This window comes from Candidatus Methylacidiphilum fumarolicum, assembly GCF_949774925.1.
Lineage (GTDB): Bacteria > Verrucomicrobiota > Verrucomicrobiia > Methylacidiphilales > Methylacidiphilaceae > Methylacidiphilum > Methylacidiphilum fumarolicum.
Genome location: NZ_OX458932.1, coordinates 1,778,018 through 1,800,097, shown reverse-complemented (window position 1 = coordinate 1,800,097; position 22,080 = coordinate 1,778,018). Strand labels below are relative to the sequence as shown.

At 41.3% G+C, this 22,080-nt stretch carries 20 protein-coding genes, 1 tRNA gene and 1 pseudogene; 8 read left to right on the top strand and 14 right to left on the bottom strand.

The features are described 5' to 3' along the window. Window positions 1–34 precede the first annotated feature (34 nt). The 7 genes from QOL44_RS08195 to QOL44_RS08165 all read right to left on the bottom strand — a co-directional run bounded on the left by QOL44_RS08195 (window position 35) and on the right by QOL44_RS08165 (window position 6,542). On the bottom strand, window positions 35–634 hold the full coding sequence (locus tag QOL44_RS08195) for an OmpH family outer membrane protein (protein ID WP_009059107.1): 600 nt from the start codon (window positions 632–634) through the stop codon (window positions 35–37). A 351-nt stretch (window positions 635–985) separates the two neighbouring features. Then, window positions 986–3,688, bottom strand: coding sequence for an outer membrane protein assembly factor BamA (gene bamA, locus QOL44_RS08190; RefSeq protein ID WP_009059105.1), 2,703 nt, complete (start codon window positions 3,686–3,688; stop codon window positions 986–988). Between the two features lie 106 nt (window positions 3,689–3,794). Next, window positions 3,795–4,373 carry a 50S ribosomal protein L9 gene (gene rplI, locus QOL44_RS08185; protein WP_009059104.1) on the bottom strand — a complete coding sequence of 193 codons (579 nt, stop codon included), beginning with the start codon at window positions 4,371–4,373 and terminating at the stop codon, window positions 3,795–3,797. Window positions 4,374–4,432: 59 nt separating this feature from the next. Then, window positions 4,433–4,846, bottom strand: coding sequence for a single-stranded DNA-binding protein (locus QOL44_RS08180; protein ID WP_244229086.1), 414 nt, complete (start codon window positions 4,844–4,846; stop codon window positions 4,433–4,435). A gap of 33 nt (window positions 4,847–4,879) precedes the next feature. After that, window positions 4,880–5,215 carry a 30S ribosomal protein S6 gene (gene rpsF / locus QOL44_RS08175; RefSeq protein ID WP_009059102.1) on the bottom strand — a complete coding sequence of 112 codons (336 nt, stop codon included), beginning with the start codon at window positions 5,213–5,215 and terminating at the stop codon, window positions 4,880–4,882. A 61-nt stretch (window positions 5,216–5,276) separates the two neighbouring features. Beyond that, window positions 5,277–5,822: an aminoacyl-tRNA hydrolase gene (gene pth / locus QOL44_RS08170; protein WP_045086538.1), complete on the bottom strand. Its 546-nt coding sequence runs from the start codon at window positions 5,820–5,822 to the stop codon at window positions 5,277–5,279. A 57-nt stretch (window positions 5,823–5,879) separates the two neighbouring features. Next, entirely contained in the window at window positions 5,880–6,542 is a 663-nt protein-coding gene (locus QOL44_RS08165) for a 50S ribosomal protein L25 (protein ID WP_009059100.1), read from the bottom strand. 184 nt (window positions 6,543–6,726) lie between these two features. Between QOL44_RS08165 and QOL44_RS08160 the strand changes: the two genes are divergently transcribed. The 4 genes from QOL44_RS08160 (at window position 6,727) to QOL44_RS08145 (ending at window position 11,607) form a co-directional block, all read left to right on the top strand. Continuing rightward, window positions 6,727–9,438, top strand: coding sequence for a sensor histidine kinase (locus QOL44_RS08160; protein ID WP_009059099.1), 2,712 nt, complete (start codon window positions 6,727–6,729; stop codon window positions 9,436–9,438). Next, window positions 9,419–10,174 (top strand): response regulator, encoded by a 756-nt coding sequence (locus QOL44_RS08155; protein WP_009059098.1) that lies wholly within the window; start codon window positions 9,419–9,421, stop codon window positions 10,172–10,174. Before QOL44_RS08160 ends, QOL44_RS08155 begins: the two co-directional genes overlap by 20 nt. Before the next feature lie 38 nt (window positions 10,175–10,212). Continuing rightward, window positions 10,213–11,142 (top strand): helix-turn-helix transcriptional regulator, encoded by a 930-nt coding sequence (locus QOL44_RS08150; protein ID WP_009059097.1) that lies wholly within the window; start codon window positions 10,213–10,215, stop codon window positions 11,140–11,142. Window positions 11,143–11,274: 132 nt separating this feature from the next. After that, window positions 11,275–11,607 carry a hypothetical protein gene (locus QOL44_RS08145; RefSeq protein WP_009059095.1) on the top strand — a complete coding sequence of 111 codons (333 nt, stop codon included), beginning with the start codon at window positions 11,275–11,277 and terminating at the stop codon, window positions 11,605–11,607. Between the two features lie 54 nt (window positions 11,608–11,661). Here the strand turns inward: QOL44_RS08145 and acpS are convergent, their stop codons facing one another. After that, window positions 11,662–12,033 (bottom strand): holo-ACP synthase, encoded by a 372-nt coding sequence (gene acpS, locus QOL44_RS08140; protein WP_009059092.1) that lies wholly within the window; start codon window positions 12,031–12,033, stop codon window positions 11,662–11,664. Between the two features lie 2 nt (window positions 12,034–12,035). Beyond that, window positions 12,036–12,779, bottom strand: coding sequence for a pyridoxine 5'-phosphate synthase (locus tag QOL44_RS08135; RefSeq protein WP_009059090.1), 744 nt, complete (start codon window positions 12,777–12,779; stop codon window positions 12,036–12,038). Window positions 12,780–12,866: 87 nt separating this feature from the next. On the opposite strand from QOL44_RS08135, the gene glnD reads away from it, so the two are divergent. Both glnD and QOL44_RS08125 read left to right on the top strand, forming a co-directional pair. After that, complete coding sequence (glnD, locus tag QOL44_RS08130; protein WP_134373218.1) at window positions 12,867–15,581, top strand: [protein-PII] uridylyltransferase; 2,715 nt, start codon at window positions 12,867–12,869, stop codon at window positions 15,579–15,581. Window positions 15,582–15,593: 12 nt separating this feature from the next. Continuing rightward, window positions 15,594–17,318, top strand: a complete 1,725-nt coding sequence (locus tag QOL44_RS08125) for a GAF domain-containing protein (protein WP_009059086.1) — start codon at window positions 15,594–15,596, stop codon at window positions 17,316–17,318. Window positions 17,319–17,334: 16 nt separating this feature from the next. Here the strand turns inward: QOL44_RS08125 and QOL44_RS08120 are convergent. From QOL44_RS08120 to QOL44_RS08110, 3 genes are all read right to left on the bottom strand, one after another. After that, window positions 17,335–17,407: transfer RNA gene (locus QOL44_RS08120), tRNA-Glu, on the bottom strand. 69 nt (window positions 17,408–17,476) lie between these two features. Further along, window positions 17,477–17,764 (bottom strand): cupin domain-containing protein, encoded by a 288-nt coding sequence (locus QOL44_RS08115; protein ID WP_009059083.1) that lies wholly within the window; start codon window positions 17,762–17,764, stop codon window positions 17,477–17,479. Further along, complete coding sequence (locus tag QOL44_RS08110; RefSeq protein WP_009059081.1) at window positions 17,761–18,630, bottom strand: NAD(P)-dependent oxidoreductase; 870 nt, start codon at window positions 18,628–18,630, stop codon at window positions 17,761–17,763. The genes QOL44_RS08115 and QOL44_RS08110 overlap by 4 nt, the downstream gene beginning before the upstream one ends. A gap of 73 nt (window positions 18,631–18,703) precedes the next feature. On the opposite strand from QOL44_RS08110, the gene ispF reads away from it, so the two are divergent. Beyond that, window positions 18,704–19,204, top strand: coding sequence for a 2-C-methyl-D-erythritol 2,4-cyclodiphosphate synthase (gene ispF / locus QOL44_RS08105; RefSeq protein WP_045086857.1), 501 nt, complete (start codon window positions 18,704–18,706; stop codon window positions 19,202–19,204). A 35-nt stretch (window positions 19,205–19,239) separates the two neighbouring features. On the opposite strand, the gene QOL44_RS08100 is transcribed toward ispF, so the two are convergent. Both QOL44_RS08100 and QOL44_RS08095 read right to left on the bottom strand, forming a co-directional pair. Beyond that, complete coding sequence (locus QOL44_RS08100; protein WP_009059078.1) at window positions 19,240–19,827, bottom strand: protoglobin domain-containing protein; 588 nt, start codon at window positions 19,825–19,827, stop codon at window positions 19,240–19,242. Window positions 19,828–19,973: 146 nt separating this feature from the next. Beyond that, complete coding sequence (locus tag QOL44_RS08095; RefSeq protein ID WP_009059076.1) at window positions 19,974–21,041, bottom strand: hypothetical protein; 1,068 nt, start codon at window positions 21,039–21,041, stop codon at window positions 19,974–19,976. Window positions 21,042–21,464: 423 nt separating this feature from the next. Between QOL44_RS08095 and QOL44_RS11440 the strand changes: the two are divergent. Continuing rightward, window positions 21,465–22,017: pseudogene (locus QOL44_RS11440) on the top strand (IS607 family transposase); the annotation flags it as partial. Window positions 22,018–22,080: the final 63 nt, after the last annotated feature.

The following is a 22,080-nucleotide window of genomic DNA, read 5'->3' as shown; positions in this document are numbered from 1 at the left end:
TGAAGCAAGGCCCAACCCTCCGCCTTCTAAGGGATCATGGAGAAGTAGAGGCAGCTTTCGGCTGAGGTTTGGTTGCATTTATTGTTCGAATGACTTCATCGGTAATATCTTTAACGTCTTGTGAATAAAGTAATACATTGGTGCCACTAAGGCTTTTCCCCGATTTATCAAAAACGAGAGTAAATTTTTCTCGGCTGCTAATTTCTAAAATCGCTTTGGTGATATCATCGATAATGTTTTGACGTATTCTTTGGGAACGGTCTTCTAGTTCCTTTGTTCGGACATATTGAAATTCTTGGAACTTCCTTTGCATGGCTTGGAAATCTTGAGCTTTTGCTTCGAAAGCCTTCTGTTTTTCAGCCCGAGCAGCTTCAGAAAGAGTCTTATCCTGAGCCGCATCATGCATTTTTTTGGCCTCTTCTCCAACCTTGTTTAAGTCATTGGCCATTTCTTGACGTTCCTTTTCAAAGGCAGCCACTTTGGATTTCATTTCGGCATCGGCTTCTTTGGTTTTATAGAAATCATTAAAAGCTTTCTGAAGATCAACAACACCAATTTTTAATACCTGTTGAGAATACACGGATGGTATGGATAAAGCACACAGAATAGTAGCAATATAGATAAATGGTTTCATAGACTTTTTATTTTTTTCTTCATTATGAATGGAAATCCTATAGCTAAGTTAGAAGGTTTTAAGCTTTCTTTTTCAGATCTTTTCCCCTTCAACATTACCCTTTTTTTAATATAGTTTACAGCAAGAAAATATATGGGATTTGTTTCTTCTTACAAGCAATTCCTTTTTCCCATATTGACAATTCTTTTTTTAGTTTTGAGAACCTTTATCAAAAATGAAAATTCTTTTTTTGTCAAATCATTTTATATCTTTTCCGTTATCGATCCTCAAACCAATGCAACCACCCTTCTCCTTTAGAGTAATAGAGAAGATCCTAACGACTTTCTCCTTAAGACTGCTTTGCTTTATTCATTAGAAGGAATAGCCGACATCAAAATAAAATCTTCCCGTTTTATTCAGCCAGCTCTGTCTCAAATAAGGAATACCGTAGTCCAATCGTAGGGGGCCAATTGGTAGAAACAATCTTAAGCCAAAACCGTAATCGGCATCGATATTAATTCCTTGACCAGCAACAAAAGGAGTGGGGACAGGTTGATTGGGGCCGATCAGGGATCCAGCATTAAAGCCCATATCATTGAAAACCGCAAATCTAACTCTATCGACTACAGGGAAAGTAAACTCTAGGTTCCAAACCGCCATTGTTTGGCCTCCTATGGGGAAATCCAAAGGTAAGTAATTAGGACCGACCAGATTATAATCGAAACCTCGCAATGACCGAGGACCACCTACGAAATAACTATCAAAAAGGGGCACGAAACTGCTTTTCCCATACTGTTGGACAAATCCTGCTGTGAGATGATTCCACATGATAATATCCCATAGAGGAAAATTTTCAAAATGGGATATATCCAATTGAAGTCTGTAAATATCTGTTTGACCTAGGAGTGGACCACCAGCGCCCAAGATATTGAAATCCAGGAAGGTGCCATGTCTTGTGACAAAGACGCTATCTCTGCTATCATAAATCAAATCCATGGTGATATCACTTTGTGTTCTCGATCCTCTGTTCTGAGCAAAAACGGGAATGTTCTCTACCTCTGGGAGGTAACCCCACAGATCATAGACATTAAAATCGTATCGGGTCGACAGGGTAAACCATTGATTCAGTCGTTTGGCCAAGCGCAAGTCTAAGCCATACTGGGTTTCGTTAAAGCCGTTATAAAACTGCAGATAGGTGAGCTGATTGAAAAACAGATCGAAACCAACCATAAGTGGTTGATCCATGAACCATGGCTCAGTGAAAGAAAGCATGGCACTTTCCATAAAAATGCCCAGCTGCAACCGAAACCGGAATTTCTGACCGGCACCAGTAAAAGAAGGGGGGTTGGAGATGTCAAAATTCCCTTGGTTTAGCTCGACAAAACCAAGCAGGCTCTCGATGGTGCTGTATCCAAGTCCAAAAGTCACATTTCCAGTTCTTTTTTCCTGGACAGAAATAACCATGTTTTTCCGGTTGGGAACGTTGGTGTCTTGAGGATTTATTTCCACTTTTTCAAAGTAGCCAAGGTTTTCTAATCTTTTCTTACTTGCCTCCACACGAACGCTGTCATAAACATCTCCTGGAGTCACCGCAAGCTCTCTGCGGATGACCTTATCTTTGGTCTGATTGTTCCCCTGAATGATGATTTTATCTATGTAAGCCTGGCTTCCTTCAGAGATTTTAAAAAGCAAATCAATCCTACCATTTTCTATATTTGCTAGTCTTTCGGGTTTTATTTCGGCATCAATATATCCTTGCTTGCCATAGAGATCGCGTATCGCTTTAATGTCATCATCTAGTCCTTTTGGAGAAAAGACACTGCCTTCTTTCATTTTGATGCTGTCGAGCAGATCGGAATTAGGATAAATGACATTTCCTTGAAATTGTATGGTTCCCACTTTGTATTGGATGCCTTCAAAAATGCTGATGGTTACCACCATTTTCTCTTTTTCAGGGGTAGAGATTTTGACATCTTTTATTTGCATATCGATATAGCCGTGATCCTGGTAAAATTCTTTGAGCTTTCTTAAGTCTTCCTGCAGTTGGTCTTCTTTAAAAATCCCTGATTTATTAACGAAAGACAGAATGTTCTTTTTTTTCGTTTTGAGCTGTTTTTGTAATTCTGCATTGCTGAAAGCCTTGTTCCCAACAAAATTAACCATCACAATAAACTGCTTTTCTCCTTCAGAAATGGAAAAGCTGACTATGGCACGGCCAAATTCTTCGTTGACATCTATCTTATACGTCACCTGAGCATTGCCAAATCCATGATTTTGATAATACTCCCGGATTTTTTCAGCATCCGCTGAGACTTGAAACTCACTTAAAGGATCACCAATCTTTGTTTTAACTTGTTTTCTGATTCTTTCTACCGGGATTTGTTTTGCTCCTTGAATGGTGACTTCTTTAACTAGTGGTTTAGGTTGAACGATAACGATAACCTTGACTCCTTCGGCTACCGTTTCGGTGGTAATCCTCAAATTGGTAAAGAGACCAGTTGCATAAAGATTTCTGACATCTTCTTCGATGGTTGTTGCTGAGTAGGGTTGTCCTACTGTTGTGCGCATGTTGGAAAGGATCATAGAACGATTTACTGATTTGGGACCAACGTAAACGATCTCTATTTCTTTGACTGTTGGCCCTTTCTTCTGGCTTTCAGCTCCACTAGGAGGACCAACTATTTTTTTTGGTTTTTTTTTGATTGGTATTGCCTGTGGAACAGGCTTTTCAGCCTGTTCTACGGGATGTTCCTCCTCAAGAGGAGGTTGGGGTGGAGTGGGGGGGGTAAGACGAGGAGCCGATGGGAGCAACTGTTCTCTCTGTTCTTGGGCGAGATTGGTATTGTTTGCAGGATTTGTTGTAGGTGGAGATGATTCTGGAGACAAACCCTTTGGTTGCGGCTGTGAGTCGATGGATGATGGCAGCGGAGGCAGATTCAGACCATCAGCAGTGGCCTGGCTAAAAGATACTTCTATGAGACCTAACAAATAGAGGAAAAGAATGGGGAACAGCCCTCGAACGAGAACTTCTTCTCTGGTTTGCTTAAACAAAAAGAGAAAAGCATTGGGTTTCACAGAGCTTTCCTTTCCCTGCTATCCCCGTCAAACTATTAACCATAGCAAAGAGGCAAAGTGGGTTAGTTTCTTTTATTAAAACCGTTTGCGGCAGGGCTGCATGTTGCTATGTTGAAGAAGAAGTCTCACTTTTCTTAGGTTGAGCCTTTTTTGTTTGGGCGCCCTTTTTATTTTTCTTTTTCTTTTCGCTTTTTTTGTCTTGGCTAGCGGTTGTTTCTGTTTCGGTTTCTTTCTTTGGGAAGACCAACTCCACCTGAAGTTGAGCTAAAACTTCCTGATGAATATGAATGGGTACAACATGCAAGCCAGATTCCTTAAGTGGTCTTTCAAGAGAAATTTTTTTCCGGTCAATCTGGATTCCTTCCTGAGCAAGCTTCTCACAGATGTCTTGGGAAGTGACGGCACCGAAGACCTTCTTGGTTTTTTCTTCTCCAATCAGATTAAAAGTCAGTCGAAGCGAGCCAATTTTTGAAGCTAGTTCCAAAGCCGCTTCTTTCTCCTTCTCTTCTCTTTCAGCTCGAATTTTTTTGAGCCGCTCGACTTGCAATTTTGTGGCGGAGGTGGCCAGTGTGGCGAATCCTTTGGGAATCAAATAATTTCTGGCATACCCAGCTTTGACTGTTACTAGATCTCCTTCAGCACCAACTTTGTCAAGTTTTTTATTGAGAATGACCTCTATATTCATAATAAACCCTTTGCAACAGGAGTTTTTTCTTCCTATTTCCCCGTCCTTGTTGTCAAGAACTAAAAGGGAACTTCATCTTCATTAATTTGTTGTTCCTCAGGGGGAGTGATGGTTGTTTCGGCTTTGGAAGGAGAGGATTCTGGTCCAGCTGCATTAGCTCCCGTGCCTTTAGTCTTCCCCAAAAACTGAATCCTATCGGCTCTGACTCGCATCCGAGTCCTTTTTTCTCCTTCCTTGGTTTCCCACTGCTCCATCTGCAACCTTCCTTCGACAAAGACCAAAGAGCCTTTTTGTAGGTATTCTTTACAGGTTTCCGCCTGTCTACCCCATATAACAACTTCTACAAAACAGACTTCATCTTTTACCTGACCATCTTGGGCCCGATACGAACTATTGATCGCAAGGGAAATATCCCCCACTGGGGTCCCTTTGGGAGTATAACGACATTCAGGATCCCTGGTCAAATTACCCATGAGGAAAACCTTATTTAAATCAGCCATAAAATCTTAAGTCAAGAGTGTTTCCACATGATTTTTTTGAATAGTAATACGACTCGGTTCTCTTTTCACGTAAAATTGTCTGTAAATCGAAGGGTTAATTCTTAATTTTGCTTCGAGTTCTTTTAAGGAATGAGGAGGAATTTCAACTCCGAAGTTTACGTAATAACCCGAATCGATTTTTCCAGCGACTCTTTCAAATTTTCTTCTATCCATTTTTTGGATATTTAAGATCTTTCCTCCCAGAGTCGTTATCGTTTTTTCAATCTGCTCGATTAGTTCTTTGATCGCTTCTTCTTTCCCTTGGGTATCGAGTATATATAAAGCATCATATGTTCTATTCATGATACTGTCTCTAGCATTCCATTTTTTTATTAATACATACTTCTACGATTAATACATACTTCTATGAACTAAATTTGTTCAAGGCAATTTCAACTCCTTCCTTTTGTAAACAATCAAAAAAAGCTATCGCTTTGAGGATCATCTCCTTAACTTTTTCTTTTTCTTCTTCCTTAAAAGGCTTCAAGACATAATGAACCAGTTCTTCCCCTTCGGGTAAGGGCCCTATGCCCAAACGCAGTCTTGGAATCTCTTCAGAATGCAGTTCCTCAATCAAAGACTGCAATCCTTTATGCCCTCCAGAGGAGCCTTTAAACCTAAATCGCAGTTTTCCCAACGGTAAAGAAATATCGTCGAGAAGAACTAATATTTCTTTTGGATCACATTTCCATTTTTTTAAATACGCTCCAACTGCTTTACCGCTCAAATTCATATAGCTTAGAGGGAGCATAAAGCAAAGATCTTCTTTTAGTGCTACTTTAGCCAAGCTCTTTTTATCTATGACAAATGAAAGGCGCTCTTTTTTTACTAGCTCCTCTACAACTTTCCACCCTATATTATGCCTGGTATTCTCGTATTCCTTTCCGGGATTTCCAAGCCCTACTACCATGCGAAACACGGCATATTTCCTTTACGTAGGCCATGCAACTGAAAAAGGAGATGCAGCTTATTCTCCTTTTGATTCTTCAGTTTTTGGCTTCTTTTCCTTTATGACTTCAGGTTCAGCAGTTTCTCCAGTCGGGGCTTCCATTTCTTCTTCTCCTTTAGTTGCCACCAAAGAGAGAACCACTTGATTTTTGGGATTGAGGCACTCAACTCCTGGAGGCAAAGGAATATCCGCCACGTGAAGCGATTCCCCCGTTTTCAACTGTTCTATAGAAACCGGAATCGTATTGGGAAGATCTTTAGGAAAACAGCTTATTTTGAGTCTTCGCAGCGAAATATCAAGATTAGCGGTGCCGGATTTTAAAGCCTGTGGCTCTCCAATAAAAACAAGGTCAATTTCTGCGTGCAGTTTTTCATCGGAAGATAGCTCGTGGAGATCCAAATGGACGAGTTTATCGGTAATCGGGTGGAGCTGGATTTCTTGAAGAAATGCCAGGGTCGATTTTTTCTCTTCCGTATCTATAATTTCTAGGTTTAAAAGCACTTTTTCCACTCTTTTTCCATGAAAAAGGTCTCTGAGTTCTGTTGCCGGAATCTCAAGAGGAAGATTGGATTTCTTTCCATACAGAATGGCTGGGATCCGTCCATTGGCTCTGAGTTTTTTTACAGCGGACTTGCCAACGGCTTTCCTTATATTAGCCTTTAATGTAATAGATTGTGCCATAGTGATTGCCCCTTGTTAATTGCTCCTGTATTATTTCTCCTGTATTATAATAGTCGATAAAGCTATATGTCTATCAATAGAAATCAATTGGAGTTACGGTTATATCAGAATGAATTTATTTCATAATTATCTTTATTAACAATTTCATTTTGTAAACCCATATACATAGCTTCTATTTTGAGTAATGCAAGAGGAAATAGAAAATCGACCCAATCCAGACGCCTTGCTTGAGGTAGTAGAAAAGGAAGAGGGGGAGAAGCGTCGGGGAAGCTTGAAAATTTTTTTAGGGATGTGCCCTGGAGTGGGGAAAACCTATGCGATGTTACAGGCTGCGCAGGTGGAATTAAATAACGGCAAAGACGTAGTCATCGGCTTTGTAGAAACCCATGGACGGAGAGAAACCGAGCAGTTGACCAAGGGAATCCCTATCATTCCGAGGAAAATCGTTCACTATAGGGATATTCTTCTAGAAGAGATGGATTTAGATGCGATCCTCAAAAGGAAACCCCAGCTTGTGATTGTCGATGAATTGGCTCATACAAATGCGCCGGGAATGAGGCATCTGAAACGCTATCAAGATGTTCTAGAAATCCTCGATGCCGGAATAGATGTTTTTACCACGCTCAATGTGCAGCACATTGAAAGTCGCACAGACATGATCAGTCAGATTACTGGAGCGCCCATATATGAAAAGGTCCCCGATAGTATTGTAGATATGGCTGAGATCGAACTGGTCGATCTTTCTCCAGAAGATCTCCTTAAACGGTTAGCGGAAGGCAAAGTTTATATTCCTGAACAAGCGAGGGCGGCAGCCTTGAATTTTTTCAAGGAAGGCAACTTGAGGGCGCTTCGGGAAATTGTTTTGAGATTAGCAGCAGAGAAGGCTGGAAAGGACGTCCAGGAATATATGCAGATTATGCATATATTGGGACCCTGGAAAATATCGCACCGGCTGCTGGTTGCCATCAGTGCAAGCCCTTCATCAGAAACGCTCATTCGATGGACAAGAAGACATGCAGAAAGTTTGAAATGCCCCTGGTATGTGGTTTATGTAGAGACCAGTAAAGTGCTTTCAGAAGAAGACCAACAAAGGCTTTCAAAAAACATAGAATTAGCCAAAGAGCTTGGGGCAGAAATCATTACTACGACAGATGAGGATATAGTTCGTGGAATTTTTCGCATTGCCAAACAACGAAACATAACGCAGGTTGTCTTGGGAAAACCCAGAGGAAAGGGATTAATCGAATGGTTTAAAAGCAGATCGTTACTGCATAAACTGGTGCGGGAAAGCGGCCAGATTGATATTCATATCGTTGGGGAAGATGAAAGTGTCGCAGCAAAAACGCCGAAAACTTTTCCTATTATTCCGCAGTCTAGTTTTTCTCAATACGGAATAACTTCCTTAGTCATTCTAGCGATTACGCTCCTTTGCTTATGGTTGAACCAATGGATTGGGAGCAGGTCCATTGGAATGATCTATCTATTAGGTATTGTCATCATTGCGCTTTTTGTTGGGAGAGGACCTGTCATCGTTGCGGCCTTTTTAAGTGCGATCATCTGGGATTATGTTTTTCTTTCTCCTCGATTTGTAATTGGAATCCAGGGTATTGAAAACGGTTTTGTTGTGTTTACTTATTTTGTCGTGGCTCTAGTCTTAGGTCAGTTTATTGCTAGATTAAGAGCTCAAGAAAAAGCGGAGAGAAGAAGAGAAGCCAGAATTTCTGCCCTTTATATGCTCAGTCAGGAACTTTCTCAAGCGGCTGGACTCGATGAGATTGTTATAAAAGTTATTGAGCAGCTAACCCACGTTTTCCAAGCGGAAGTAGCTGTTTTTCTAGTTAATCCTTATAACAATAAGCTTTCTGGTCTTCCTCATTGGGCAAGTACCTTAAAGGTGACAGAAAAGGAAGCAGGAGTCGCCAATTGGGCTTTTGAACATGGTAAAGCGGCGGGCAGGTTTACAGAAAACCTGCCTCTATCCAAAGCCTATTATGTTCCATTGACCACTCATAAGGGGTGTGTAGGGGTTCTTGGGATAAACATTCCTGGGATCCAATCGCTTTCTTTTGATCAAAAAAGCCTCATTCAAGCTTTTGCTAATCAGATCGCTCTTGTCATTGATCGGCAAAGACTTGCTGAGTTGGCCGAGCATGCTAGGGTTGTTGCCGAATCCGAAAGACTCAGCCGTACGCTTCTTAATTCCATTTCCCATGAAATGCGAACGCCTCTGGCGGTTATAACCGCGGCGGTCGAATCGTTAAGTAAGGAAGATCGCTGGATGAGCCCCACCGATCAGCGAATTTTATTGGAAGAAATCAAATCTGCAACCTTTCGACTCAATAGGCTTGTACGCAATCTACTAGATATGGCCAGAATCGAATCTGGTAGGTTTAAATTGAAAAGAGAATGGACTGACATTCATGATTTAATCAACCTTGCCTTAAAAGAAACCGAAAAGGAGTTGGCTGGTAGACCTCTTACAGTAAACATCCAGCAGGGCATTCCCCTAGTCCGGATCGATTTTTCGTTGATGTTGGAAGCCTTAAATAATCTTTTGCTCAACGCTGCCATACATACACCCGCTGGTTCCCCTGTTGAACTGAATGTTTCCGTAAAGAAAAATGCTTTGGTGATTCAGGTGGCTGATAGAGGACCTGGCATCGATCCGGAAATATTAAGCCGAATCTTTGAAAAGTTTTATCGAGGCACAGGCGCTCCTCCTGGAGGGACCGGATTGGGGCTTTCGATCGTTAAAGGCGTAGTCGATGCGCATGGAGGAAAAGTGCAGGTTCAAAATCGTCCGGAAGGAGGCGCTGTCTTTTCCATTATCCTACCGCTAGAAAATGTGCCAGAAACATTCCCAATGCCACAGAAGGATGAAACCTCTAAAGTTTGAACAATCAACCGATATGAGTAAAGAAAGACAGATGCCACATTCTGTACTTGTTATTGATGATGAGCCGCAAATGCTCAAATTGCTTAGATTGATTCTTGAAAAAAAAGGCTATCGGGTGTATGTGGCTGCAAAAGGAGAAGAAGGAATTTTGGAAGCAGCTCAGAGAAGGCCTGATCTCATCATCCTTGATTTATTACTTCCAGATATAAGTGGTATCGCTGTTATCCAAAGAATAAGGGAATGGAGCCAAATTCCTATTCTTGTTCTTTCGGCAGTGGATCAGGAAAAAGAGAAAGTCCAGGCTTTGGATAGTGGTGCTGATGACTATTTAACTAAACCTTTTGGAGATGAAGAACTGATGGCCAGAATGAGAGTATTGTTCCGAAGGCTGCAACCTCAAGAATGCCTGCAGGTTTTTCGGACAGATGGCTTGGAAGTCGATCTTGTCAACAGGAGGGTCTTTTTTAACAAAAAAGAGATCCATTTGACGGCTACAGAATATAGCATCTTAAGACTGCTGGTCCGTCATGCCGGCAAGGTGTTGACCCACCGACAGATTTTGCAGGAAATATGGGGGCCTCATTCAGTTGAGCAGGTCCATTATCTGCGAGTGTATATGGCCAGGCTTAGAGAAAAGATAGAGGAAAATTCTATGCAGCCAAAATTACTCCTTACAGAGCCTGGAATCGGATATCGGCTAATGATTTTAGATCCAGCGGATACCGCTTCAAAATAAGTTGACACTGTTCCTAATTTTGCAGAAAGAAAAAAGTGATGAATTTAGCGAAAGTAGAGCGGGGGGCATGGAAAGATATTTCTGGAAGGTGGAGACAGATTGCTGGGAATTTTTATGCTCAGGGTTGGAGTTTAGAAATTGTTGAATCACGCATTGATGGCTCTTTTGACTGGTCGAGAAGTTTTCATCGAAATAGCCTTGAGATCTGCATCAATAAGCTTGGCTCTGGCATCGTGTATTCGGAGAAGGCACAAGTAGAGTTTCGACCAGGAACTGTAGGGTTTTATGCGCTTACAGAGAAGGATCTTCGTGCTGAAAGAATTGGCGGGGAATATGCCCAGTTTGTCACAGTGGAATGGTCAAGAAGTGCTCTGGCACAGGAACTTAAAGGATTGGAAGAATGGCTTTTGCCACCTGTCAAAGCCTGGCTAGAGGGAAAAAGAGAAGAACCGTTAATCGGCAATCCTCATGAAATTTCCTTTTCTTTGGAATCACGTTTGGAAATTCTTTTGTCTGGGACTCTTTCTCAACCGGCTCTCTCTCTTTATGCTCATGCTCTTTCCTTGGAGGCAGCGGCAGAAGTCCTCTTTGAGCCCATGCAGGCGGAAGAAAAAATCTGTCCGCTTTCTCCAGCTCACAAGCTGATTGTCAGTAAGGCAAAAGAATATCTTAAAGAACACTTCACAAGCGCTATTCGGCTTTCTGAATTAGCACGGTATCTGGGAGTAAGTCCTTCGTACTTAAGTCGACTTTTTTCTAAGGAAACAGGAATGTCTATTCCTGTGTATGTTAGAAATCTGCGCATAGAAAAAGCAGCTGAGCTATTGAAAAGAGGTGATTATAACGTTACGGAAGCTGCTTTCGCTGTTGGTTATTCAAGCCTGAGTTATTTCAGTAAGGTCTTCTGTCAAGTCATGGGCTGTTGTCCCTGCGTCTATCCTTCGCCAAAGAGGTTAGTAAAAAAATAAGTCCTAAAGTTTGATCCAAGGCTCTGTCTTAAACCTTTCTCATTATATTTTTTCAAAACTCCTTGTTTATGTAGGGGCAAACGGCTATTCTCTGTTTTGTAAGAAGTATCGATTCATGGGGATCTTTTGTCCATGGAACGATTCGAAAACGGAAAAAAGGAGGAATATGCTATGGAACAGAGCGAAGATTGTCAAAAAGAAACGAAATGTTGCTGCGAAAAACATGAAGATCTGATTGAGGGTCTTCTAAGCGGATTTAAAGAGACAAGCTGTGAGGCTTGGGATGAGGTTTTTAAGGAAATCCTCAAAGAAAAAATAAGGGCCAAATGGGGAGCAGAGCTAGAAAAAGGAGCCGAAGCTTATATTGAGGCAATGGATAAAAGCTGGCAAGCAAAGGTTGCTGCGGCAAAAGCTCAGTATGAGTTTAAGGAAGGAATGATCAAAGCAATCTTCTATAAAGAATGAACTAAGGTTCAAGGTCTTACCCCTATAAATATGGGGGTAATACCTCCATAGCGATCAACCAGTAAGAATGACAACGGCAGCACTGGTCGAACGGCAATGCGAAAGGCTGATGTAGGTTGAGCTGACGCCTCTTGAAGAAGAGAGTTTAAGAACTTCCCCATGAAAGAAAAGTTGGGGGGCTCGATTTTTCTTAGAAAACACTTCAATATCTTTCCAATAAGCAATAGGACTTCCTAGGGCTTTGATCACGGCCTCTTTTGCTGCAAATCGAGCTGAAAGATGGGGAATGGGATTAGTCATTGAAAAGCAATAGGCCAGTTCGGTCTCTCTATAAATCTTTTTTAAAAATCGGTCCCCAAAACGGTTTAAAACCGATTCAATCCGACTGTTCTCCACTAAATCGATGCCAACAGCTATGATATCCATGATTAAACGGCTTGTTCAATCAAGCTAAGCATTTTCTTTAGAGCATTTTCAAGACCCAAAAAAATGGCTGCCGAAATAATCGCATGGCCAATGTTGAGCGTATGAAGGAAAGGAACAGAACGAATATAAGGACTAACATTTTTATAGTTTAGCCCATGGCCCGCATTAACCTGTAGGTGCAATTCGTGGGCAAGCAAAGCGCATTGCTTATGTTTTTCAATTTCTTTTTCGATGATTTCTAAATCAGTAGCCATGGCATATTGACCCGTATGCAGTTCAATACAATGGGCACCTGTTTGCTTGGCGGCTTTTATCTGATCGGGATCGGGATCTATAAAAAGGCTTACGATGATGTTGGCTTGAGAAAGTTCTGATACCACCTTCCTGATTGATGGGAGATGACTAACCACATCCAGGCCGCCTTCGGTTGTAACTTCTTCTCTTTTTTCTGGAACCAAGCAAACCTCATCTGGTTTAATCTCCAAGGCTATTTTGACCATTTCGGAGATAGGAGCCATTTCCATATTCAAATGTTTTACCGCAGAACGAATGAGTTGCATATCTTCTAGCTGAATATGCCGCCGATCCTCCCGAAGATGAGCAGTAATAGAGTGGGCTCCTACATTTTGGGCTATTTTTGCTGCTTCTAGGGGTGATGGCTCGGCATTAAAAGAAAAAGGGTTCTGTTTATACCTTGCCTGCCTTAGTGTTGCCACATGATCGATGTTGAGTCCGAGTTGAATCATACTGTTAATTTCTTTCTGTGAGCAGTCTTTGTAAAGATTATGTCGTTGAGTTATGATAATGGAAAAGTTAAGAGTTGCAAAAGTAAGATGAGTTCATTCGATAAGTCATTGAAGGAAATAGAAAAAGAACTAATCCAAAGCAAGAAAAAGCCGAAAGACCTTGTTTTGTTTTACAAAAATTTTCTTAAAAAAGAATTGCATCATGTGCGAATGGAGGGTGCTTTAGGAGCTAGCGGCAAATCTATTGCAAGGAGGCGGGCGGAACTCTTCATGGTCATATTGACCCATATGTGGGAAATGGCTTTAGAACAACTCTTTTCCCCTATGGCCTTTGAAGAGCCTTCCGTTGCGCTCGTGGCGGTGGGTGGATTTGGAAGAAAAGAGCTTTCTCCAGCTAGTGACATCGATTTGCTCTTCTTGTATGATCCTCAAAAAGGGGCAGAGGATGTTATTTACGAATTAATCCACAAGATTCTTTATTTTTTGTGGGATATAGGATTGGATGTAGGACATTCGACGCATCAACTGGAAGAAATTATTGCTTGGGCAAATAGGGATTTGCAAACGAAGACGGCCCTTCTTGATGCCGATTTGATTTGCGGTTCAAAACAGCTGTGGGAAAGATTTCAAAGGATATTTGAGCCTTCCTGTATCCATGGGAAAGAAAAGGAGTTCATCGAATGGCGTTTAGAAGATCTCAAAGAACAGCATAGGAAATATGGAGCAACGGTATTGGTTCAGGAGCCTAACATCAAATGGGGCTGTGGTGGCCTAAGAGATTATCAGAGTCTTTTTTGGATCGCTAGAGTCAAAGAAAAGATAACCCAAAGAGAACAGATTGTTAGCGAAAAGTGGATGGAGGTAAAAGATTTGGAAAAATTAGAAAATGCCTATGATTTTTTGCTTCGGGTTCGAGAAAAACTCCATTTTCTGGAAAAAAGAAAATTTGATCTCTTGACTTTAGGAAGCCAGGGGAAAATTGCCACCGCTTTGGGATATCCGCAAAAAGATATTTTGGCACGGGTAGAAGAGTTCATGCGCCACTTTTATGATCATGCGCTTCAAATTTATCTTATTGCCAATACGACAGCTCAGGCAATTGCGGCTCAAAAAAAAGGCTTTCTTTCTAAAGGGAGAACAAGCAAGCCCTTCGGCTCTTTTTCTATAGAAAACCATAGCCTGGAAGTTGTTAATCCTGAAAAATTGACTGAAAATCCCCTCCTTATCCTCAAAGCCTTTTCTTTTATCCAACGGTGGGGACTAAAAATAGGGCCAACCTTAAAAATCCAGATTAAAAATAGGTTGCATTTAATTAATGCCAATTTTTTGCGTCGTCGAGATGTTCGGGATTTAATTCGGCTCATATTTTCTAGGAAAGGCCAGGTTGGAGAAGTCTGTCGACAGATGCACGAGATTGGACTACTTGGAAAACTTTTTCCTGAATTTGCTCCCTTACGCTGTCTTGTCCAACATGAGTTCTTTCATAGGTATACGGCTGATGAGCATACCCTGAAAGCTATCGAAGTTATCGATGCACTACTTGGAGCAAAAGAAGCCCCTTATAAAAACTTTGCCTCTTTATTTCATCAATTGCAGAATCCTTTCATCCTCTATTTGGCAATTCTTTTACACGATACAGGCAGGGCAGCCAATCGAAGAAAGCATCATGAAGAACTGAGTGCGGTCAATGCCATGAATGCAGCCAAACGGCTCAGATTGTCTGCCGAAGAGCTTTCCGATCTTGTTTTTTTGGTGGATCAACATCTTTTGATGGGACAGATAGCCGTCAGACGAAATCTTGAGGATGAGGAAACAATTTTAGATTTTGCCCGGCGAGTCGGCTCTCAGCAAAGATTGGATATGCTCCTATTATTAACGTTTGCGGATCAAGAAGGAACAGGAGAATCCAAAAATTGGACAAGCTGGAAAAATCTTCTTTTGTGGGAGCTATATCATCAAACCTCACGAGCATTGGCTAACAGAGAAGAGTTTATTTTCGAGAGGAGAAAATCTATCGAGCAGATAAAAGAAAAAACGAAGGCAAGGCTTTCTTCTCGAATCGACGAGGAAGAAGTTGAAGCGCATTTTAATAATCTTCCTTTACGGTATTTTCAAACTTTTTCCGAAGAAGCCATCTCTATTCATATCGAGCTCATTCACCGTTTCTTTATGAATCAGATTGACTCCAGTTCCAATGTATTAGCACCGGTGGTGAAGTGGATCGATAAACCCGAATTGGATCATTCTGAAGTCATTATTGTCACATGGGATAGGTTAGGAGTTTTTTCTAGGATCTGTGGCAGTTTTTCTGTTCTTGGTCTTTCCATTTTAACTGCTGATATCCATACGCGCAACGATGGGATTGTTCTCGATGTTTTTAAAGTGTGCACTTCGAACAAGGAGTTTGCTTCTAAAGAGCAGTACAAAAATGCTTTTTGTAAAATCCTTGAAAAGGCATTCATTAGCGAATCTTTTGATATAACTGAGCAGCTTGCTAAAAACAAGACCATTATCAAAGAGGATTATGAAGGAGAATTTCCTACCTCCATTACTTTCGATCAGGATTCCTCTAAAAAATACACTATCCTTGATATTCAAACTCCTGATAAACCGGCTCTTCTGTACAGGATCTCTAATGCGCTTTTAGAGTTGGGAATAGAAATTGTTTCAGCTCGAATCGCTACCGAAAAAGGTGCCGCTTTGGATACGTTTTATGTATTAAATAAAAATGGGGAAAAAATAATTAAGGATGAAGAGATAAAGGAAATTTTAAGGAATATTCGAAAGGCTGCCGGAATTTAGTTCTGGAAAGTCATGAAAAGTGCATCTGAGGATAAAAACAACGTCTTTACAGCCAAAAAAGCTGGTCTGTTGTCCATAAACAAAATCAAACGACTGCTTACTGTTCAAGGTGTTATCCGGCATTTTTTAAAAATAGCCATTGACATCACCCAATCCGACAGTGGCTCCTTTGTCTTATTCAATCCAAATACAGGTTTTCTTGATATCGAAGCAAGCTTTGGGCTCAAGCGAAGAGCTAAAAAGACCAAACTTAGGGTGGGGGAAGGGATTACGGGCTGGGTAGCGACTTCTGGAAAGACACTTCGGATTGACGATGTTTCAAAGGATTGGCGTTATGTTTCCATTGATCCAAGGATACGTTCCGAGCTGGCGGTGCCGATTGAGTGGCAATCCACCATCGTAGGCGTGCTAAATGTGGATAGCCATGAAAAAAGTCATTATAAGCCACAACACGAAAAGCAATTAGAAACCATTGCTTCTGAAGCAGCGCAATGGCTTTCTTATGCCTGGGAAATCGATAAATTGCGTCAACAGGCCAAGCAGCTTTCTACCTTGATTGAAATAGGACGAACGATCGTTTCTCAAGAAGACTTAGAAAAAACCTTAGAAGGAGTGGTCCGTAATGCGGTCTTTTTTATGGACGCCAATAAGGGTAAGCTGTTTTTGCTGAATCGGGAAAAGTCAGAGCTCCTTCTCATTGCATCCTATGACAGCAATAAGGAAGACATAAAAAAAGAGAAGATGGTCATTTCTTTAAGCGAATCGATATTTGGAGTCGTCGTTAAAAAATGCAAGCCATTAGCTATTCAGGATATCCATGAAGAATCTTTGATGCATTGTCCGGAGTTTGCTTTAGAAAATAAAATGGTCTCATTTTTAGCCGTCCCTTTGGTATTCGGTAAAGAGTGTCAAGGGCTTCTTGCCATTTTTACCTCCACCCCTCATCGCTTTTCAAACAGTCAAATTCAACTTCTCCAAACCCTAGCTGATCTTTCAGCAGTGGCCCTAGCTAAGGCTAGGCTTTTAGAGAGAATTGTTCAAACCGAAGAGAACCTGAGAGAGGGAGAAAGATTGCTTTCCTTGGGACTTCTCGCTGCTGAAATCGCTCATGAAATAAGAAATCCTCTGACCGTCATCCATATGCTTCTACATAGTCTTAAAATGAGGATCAAGGAAGACCCAGTTTCTCAGAGGGATCTGGAGGTCCTCGAAAAAAAGATGAGCCAACTAAATCGGATTGTAGATCAAGTTCTTGTGATTGGAAGGTCCACAGAGCCTACCTTGGAAGCAATGAAGGTGGAAGACATCATCGATGATGTCCTCCTTCTTTCACGGCATAAACTGGCTGGCCAGAGAATTGAGGTGCAGACCAAAATATCTCCCATGCTCCCTAACCTAAAGGCGGATAGAGCGCAAGTCGAACAGGCTGTGCTCAATCTTATCCTCAATGCGATTCAAGCAATGGGAGAAGGAGGCATGTTGGAAATTATAGCTGACATTCAACATGACGATGCCGAACCCTACTTGGCCATCAGAGTAAAGGATACAGGTTCTGGAATGACCCAAGCAGAAATTGAAGACATTTTCGTTCCTTTTCTCACAAGGAAAAAGGAGGGAACTGGCCTAGGATTGGCGATTGTCCAAAAAATTATGGAAAATCACAGAGGGAAAGTAGAAGTCCATTCCACCTTAGGGCAAGGAAGCACTTTTTCCCTTCTTTTTCCTCTCCTTGATTAGTTGGTTAGGAAAAAAATAGCCCCAACGGGATTCGAACCCGTCCACCGGCCTTGAGAGGGCCGTATCCTAACCGACTAGATGATGGGGCCTGAAGATCGATTATGAAAAAACTCTTCGATGTTTTTATATACTCAACTTTAAGAAAAAATCTATCGAAGCTAACCGATTTGATAATGTTTTTTTACTTTTTTTACTATTTCCCACTGACAAGAGAGATCTTTGGGAAAAATGACCAGATCTCCTTTAACAATTCGAATTGGTTTATTTTTTGGGCTGGAAATTATTGCTTCTCCTTCCAATAGATAACAAATTTCTTTTTCTGGATATTGCCAGTCGAATTTGGAAACATCTTTTTCCCATATCGGCCAGTGACTGACTCCAAGTTCCTTTAGCCTCTGCTGGGTCGGATTTTTTTCTATTAGAATTTCCATAGATTTATTATTCATAGGGTTTGAGAAATGGCTTCGAAAACAGAAGAATAATCGTTATTTTCAAAACCTTGCTCGATAGCCATGCGGATAAGCTTTTCGTAGGCTTTTAAAGGCTCCGATTGGATCGAAAGTTTTTCTGTTTCTTTCAAGCATAATGTTAAGTCTTTTAAGAGCAGCTTTAAAGTAAAATTAGCTGAAGAATAATCTTTGTTTAGAATTCTAGGCAGTTTTTTATCGAAAGTAGCACAATAAAGACTACTTTTTCGCAAGATCTCCATATATAGCTCAGGATCGATCCTTTCTTTTAAGATCATTGAGAAGCTTGTAGAAAAGGCAATAATAGAAGAAATAATAAGTTGATTCAAGGCGAGTTTCAAAACGGCTGCTTTTCTTGGATCCCCTGTGAAAAAAACTTTGCCTAGCGCTGATAAAAGTGTATACCAACGGTGGTATTCTTCTTCACTGCCTCCAAACATCAAAAGAAGAGTCCCACTCTTTGCTTCGTTTTTGCTTCCTAATACAGGCAATTCGACAAAAGCCCCTCCTTTTTCTTGGATTTTGAGTGCTAGCTCTTCGGATTCCTCAGGGCTGATCGTTCCCATTTGAAAGAAAGTTTTTCCATGGAAGGCACTTTGCCCATTAGCTTCAAAAAGAAGATTTTTGGTAACGGTGGCATCGGAAAGGACAAGGAAAATAACATTGGCAGTTCCTATGGTTTCAGAGACAGAGCTACACAGCTTTGCTCCAAGAGGAATAAGATCCATTGCTTTAGAAGCGGTACGGTTGTAAACCAAAAGAGAGTGATTAGTAAGCAGCAATCTTTCGGCTATGCTGTGACCAAGTAGCCCAGTCCCTATGAGAGCAATTTTATGAACGCTCACATAAAAATTAAAACAAAGGAAAGAATAAAAAAAAATAGATTTTTATTTTTTTTGCATCCGTTAATTTATGACCATGATCAGAACAGGAATTGGATATGATGTGCACAAGCTGGTTAAAGGGAGAAAACTGGTTATTGGCGGAGTAGAAATACCTTTTGAATATGGTCTTTTGGGGCATTCTGATGGCGATGTGTTAATTCATGCAATGGCTGACGCTATCCTTGGAGCTATTGGTAAAAGAGATATTGGCTTCTTTTTCCCTAATTCGGAGCCAAGATGGAAAGATGTTTCTAGTTCAGTTTTCTTAAATGAAATTAGCCAGCTGCTTGCTAAAGAGAATTGGAAAGTTGAAAATATAGATTCTGTCGTTATTTGTGAACAGCCGAAAATTTCTCCTTTTATCGATGAAATGAAAATAAAAATAAGTTTGTCTTTAGGAATCGATCCTTCCCAAATTGGAATCAAAGCCACAACAAACGAAAAACTCGGGTTTGTTGGAAGAGCTGAAGGAATCGCTGCTTTTGCCAGCTGCCTTCTCTCTAGCACCCATGTTCCTTCCTATTCTTCTCGTTAAGAGGATCGAAGATCAATAGGTCATGAAGTAATGAATCAGCGTCTTTGGGACAAAAATTCCTGGATCTGATCTAATTCAATAAGAACCAGCCGGTCAAGAAGTTGCGTCTCTGTACCTGTTGCTTGGGAAAGTGCAATAAGGTAGTGGTGCAAATAACTTTCGGCGGTCAATGCTTGGGCTGTTGCAGCCAGCCGATGCAAGACTTCGGTAGCGCTTAGAAATTCATTGTAGGAAAGATAATTTGAAATTTCTTTCCCAATGAAATTCAATATCCAGCCCCACATACCAATCATCATTGGATTTTTGACTTTCCTTCGAATATGAATAATACCGACTGCTGCTTGCCATGTCCAATATTGTAGATCAAAGGGACCATCTAAGGTTCGTCTCCACCAATTTCTAAGTGTCCATTCCCTGTTTTCTCTTTCCGTTGGATCAAAAATAGAAGCCGTTGGAGGATGATTATACAGAAGATCATAAAATCCTTTGACAAGTTTGTCTTCTAAAGGGTAAAGGTAAGGCCTTAAAGAGAGCAGTTTTTCTCCATCTTCCTTGTTGAAACGGCAACTTTCTGGCATCTGCTCAAGAATTAATTGAGTGACAGCCACTATGTTAGCATGCATAAAATACAAAGCTTAGCAATTGGAATGAGAATGGAAAATAAGGGAAGCCACTTGCTTCTTTTCTAGGTAAATTTCTTATTATACCTCTTCCAAAACCGTATAGCTATTGGGGAAATGCCTATAGCATCATCATTCTGGCTTTTTTCTTATATAGGAATAATCTTTGCCCTTTTGTTGAATTTTACAATGGTACCTCTGGGAAGGATCGCTCGAGTAAATTGTACCTCCATGCCATTTCTTCCATCATTCTTTACTACCTTACCAAAGGCTCTGGTACCTTTAGGAATGGTATAAGATAACACTCTTATGGTTCTTGTAATACGAATAGTGACATCAGAGCCGATTTTTCTATAGACAGCGGCTGTTCGAAAGAAGGCAACTTTGACAAAGCATGGCTCAAATTTAGCGTAAGGGTGTTCTTTATTAGGTTTGATTTTCTCCTGTGTTGCTTTTTCGATCGTTGCAACCATTTCATGTTTTGGGGAGAGGGCTGGCTGTTTCTTTTTCTGTTCAACAAACCTTCTCAAAGCTTCTTGCTTTTCTTTTGGATGTTGTTCTAATTCTAAATACTTACGCCAAATTTGTTCCCATACCAAGATTTCATCTCTCCTATCGTTGGCCATCTGCAAAGCAGTTTTAAGATAGGTTCCTGGAGTTTTAATACCCCATGGAGAATCCTCTATTTCAGCTTCAAGGGTCCATCCTCCTTGCGAATTTTCCGAAGCTCTGACAACTGCCTTTAGCTGAATCTCTTCTCCTTGCCTAAAAGCTATTTGTTGATGTGTGTAATCGTAACTCATTCCAGATGGAAGCGAAGGAATAAAGACCGTATTTTCTATTTCTTTGATTGCCAGCTCTCTAAGATCTTTTGGAATTAGATCAATAGACTTTAATTCCTCTGGATTTTGAAGGATAGGGGTGGAAGCAACTTTGTAGATATCCATGTCGACCGAAACCCTAAAGGAACAGTCAATGCGCAAACCGATGGGGGTTTGTTCTATCTGCTCTATATTGATTTCTAGGATGCTCAGATAATCTGGAATGGATTGTTCGACAGCCACTTCAATTTGATCGATGGTAGGGCTATTTTTCTCTAGGGTAAGATAAGCCTTATGAATATCTAGAAGGAACCCAAGATGAAACTTAAAAAGATAGAAGGAGATAAACACAATAAGAATGATAATGGTAGTGCCAATAGCTATTATTTTTTTCACGATGAGATCCTTGATTAATTTAAATCCATTGGCCCTTTTTCGTCTTGCTTAGAGAAAAAGAAAATAATGTTGACCCATCTAGCTCATTGCACAGTAGCCATTTGGACAAAAATTAATCGTAATGGATTTGAATACTGCCTCATGAAGCTAGCAAAAAAGTGTAGAGAGAGTAGAGAAGTCTCAGGGAATGGATGCTCTAAAGGCTTTTCAAGCCTAAAGTCTGAAGATTCTGGTGTCGCTTAAGGCTTATATCTGCATTTCTTTGAAATGCCAATTAGGCTCCTTTTTGATGGGCTTGAACAGTTTCCATAACACTGGCACTTTGTTGCTCAGCAATGCATAGCTTGAACCTGTCGCGTAAGATGGTCAGCCTTCAAAAGGCCGCCCGAGTTCCTGAGGGGTTCTGCCCCAACGCTGCGGTGATGGGAACGCGAGGGCAAGCTTTTGCCGCAAGCCCGCACGGCGGGCGGACGCCAGCGCTACGCTCTTGTGCGGTTGCCCCAGAGCTATTCCGTGCCGAAGCCGAAGCTAACTGGCGTACCATTGCCTATGCCCGTGTTTCCAGCCCCGATTAGAAGGACGAGCTGGAAGGGCAGAAACAGATGCTTGAGCTGTTCTGTGCCTGCCAGGGCTGAACGTTTGAGGCCATCGCGAACGTAGGGTCTGGCATACACTCTCACACGAGGGGTCTCAAGCGGCTGCTCGATGCTGGCATCAGTGGCAAGATTAAGTGGCTGGTCGTCCTCCACAAGAACCGGCTGTTGTGCTTTGGTACAGAACTGGTATTTGCCACCTACAGGGCGAAAAACGTGGAAGTGGTCCTTCTCAACCAAGACAAAGAGACGACCTTCGAGGAAGATTGGGCCAAGGGCGTGTTGGAAATCATTGCAATGTTTAGCGCTTGGCTATGCGGGGGAGTCGCTTGCGCAAGAACCAGAAGCTATTGGATGATGTCAAAAAAGCTGTGGAGGAATCTCAGTCGGGATCATCGCTACATAATCGCGCTGGTCTCACACAGTATTTAGGTCACCTCCTTCGC

Coding starts and splice junctions, on each gene's coding strand:
- QOL44_RS08115 (WP_009059083.1), bottom strand. CDS start 17,764: ATGAATAATAAATCTATGGAAATTCTAATAGAAAAAAATCCGACCCAG.
- glnD (WP_134373218.1), top strand. CDS start 12,867: ATGAGTTCATTCGATAAGTCATTGAAGGAAATAGAAAAAGAACTAATC.
- QOL44_RS08125 (WP_009059086.1), top strand. CDS start 15,594: ATGAAAAGTGCATCTGAGGATAAAAACAACGTCTTTACAGCCAAAAAA.
- QOL44_RS08195 (WP_009059107.1), bottom strand. CDS start 634: ATGAAACCATTTATCTATATTGCTACTATTCTGTGTGCTTTATCCATA.
- QOL44_RS08150 (WP_009059097.1), top strand. CDS start 10,213: ATGAATTTAGCGAAAGTAGAGCGGGGGGCATGGAAAGATATTTCTGGA.
- pth (WP_045086538.1), bottom strand. CDS start 5,822: ATGGTAGTAGGGCTTGGAAATCCCGGAAAGGAATACGAGAATACCAGG.
- QOL44_RS08135 (WP_009059090.1), bottom strand. CDS start 12,779: ATGATTCAACTCGGACTCAACATCGATCATGTGGCAACACTAAGGCAG.
- ispF (WP_045086857.1), top strand. CDS start 18,704: ATGATCAGAACAGGAATTGGATATGATGTGCACAAGCTGGTTAAAGGG.
- QOL44_RS08100 (WP_009059078.1), bottom strand. CDS start 19,827: ATGCATGCTAACATAGTGGCTGTCACTCAATTAATTCTTGAGCAGATG.
- QOL44_RS08160 (WP_009059099.1), top strand. CDS start 6,727: ATGCAAGAGGAAATAGAAAATCGACCCAATCCAGACGCCTTGCTTGAG.
- QOL44_RS08180 (WP_244229086.1), bottom strand. CDS start 4,846: ATGGGTAATTTGACCAGGGATCCTGAATGTCGTTATACTCCCAAAGGG.
- QOL44_RS08155 (WP_009059098.1), top strand. CDS start 9,419: ATGAAACCTCTAAAGTTTGAACAATCAACCGATATGAGTAAAGAAAGA.
- rplI (WP_009059104.1), bottom strand. CDS start 4,373: ATGAATATAGAGGTCATTCTCAATAAAAAACTTGACAAAGTTGGTGCT.
- acpS (WP_009059092.1), bottom strand. CDS start 12,033: ATGGATATCATAGCTGTTGGCATCGATTTAGTGGAGAACAGTCGGATT.
- QOL44_RS08145 (WP_009059095.1), top strand. CDS start 11,275: ATGGAACGATTCGAAAACGGAAAAAAGGAGGAATATGCTATGGAACAG.
- rpsF (WP_009059102.1), bottom strand. CDS start 5,215: ATGAATAGAACATATGATGCTTTATATATACTCGATACCCAAGGGAAA.
- QOL44_RS08165 (WP_009059100.1), bottom strand. CDS start 6,542: ATGGCACAATCTATTACATTAAAGGCTAATATAAGGAAAGCCGTTGGC.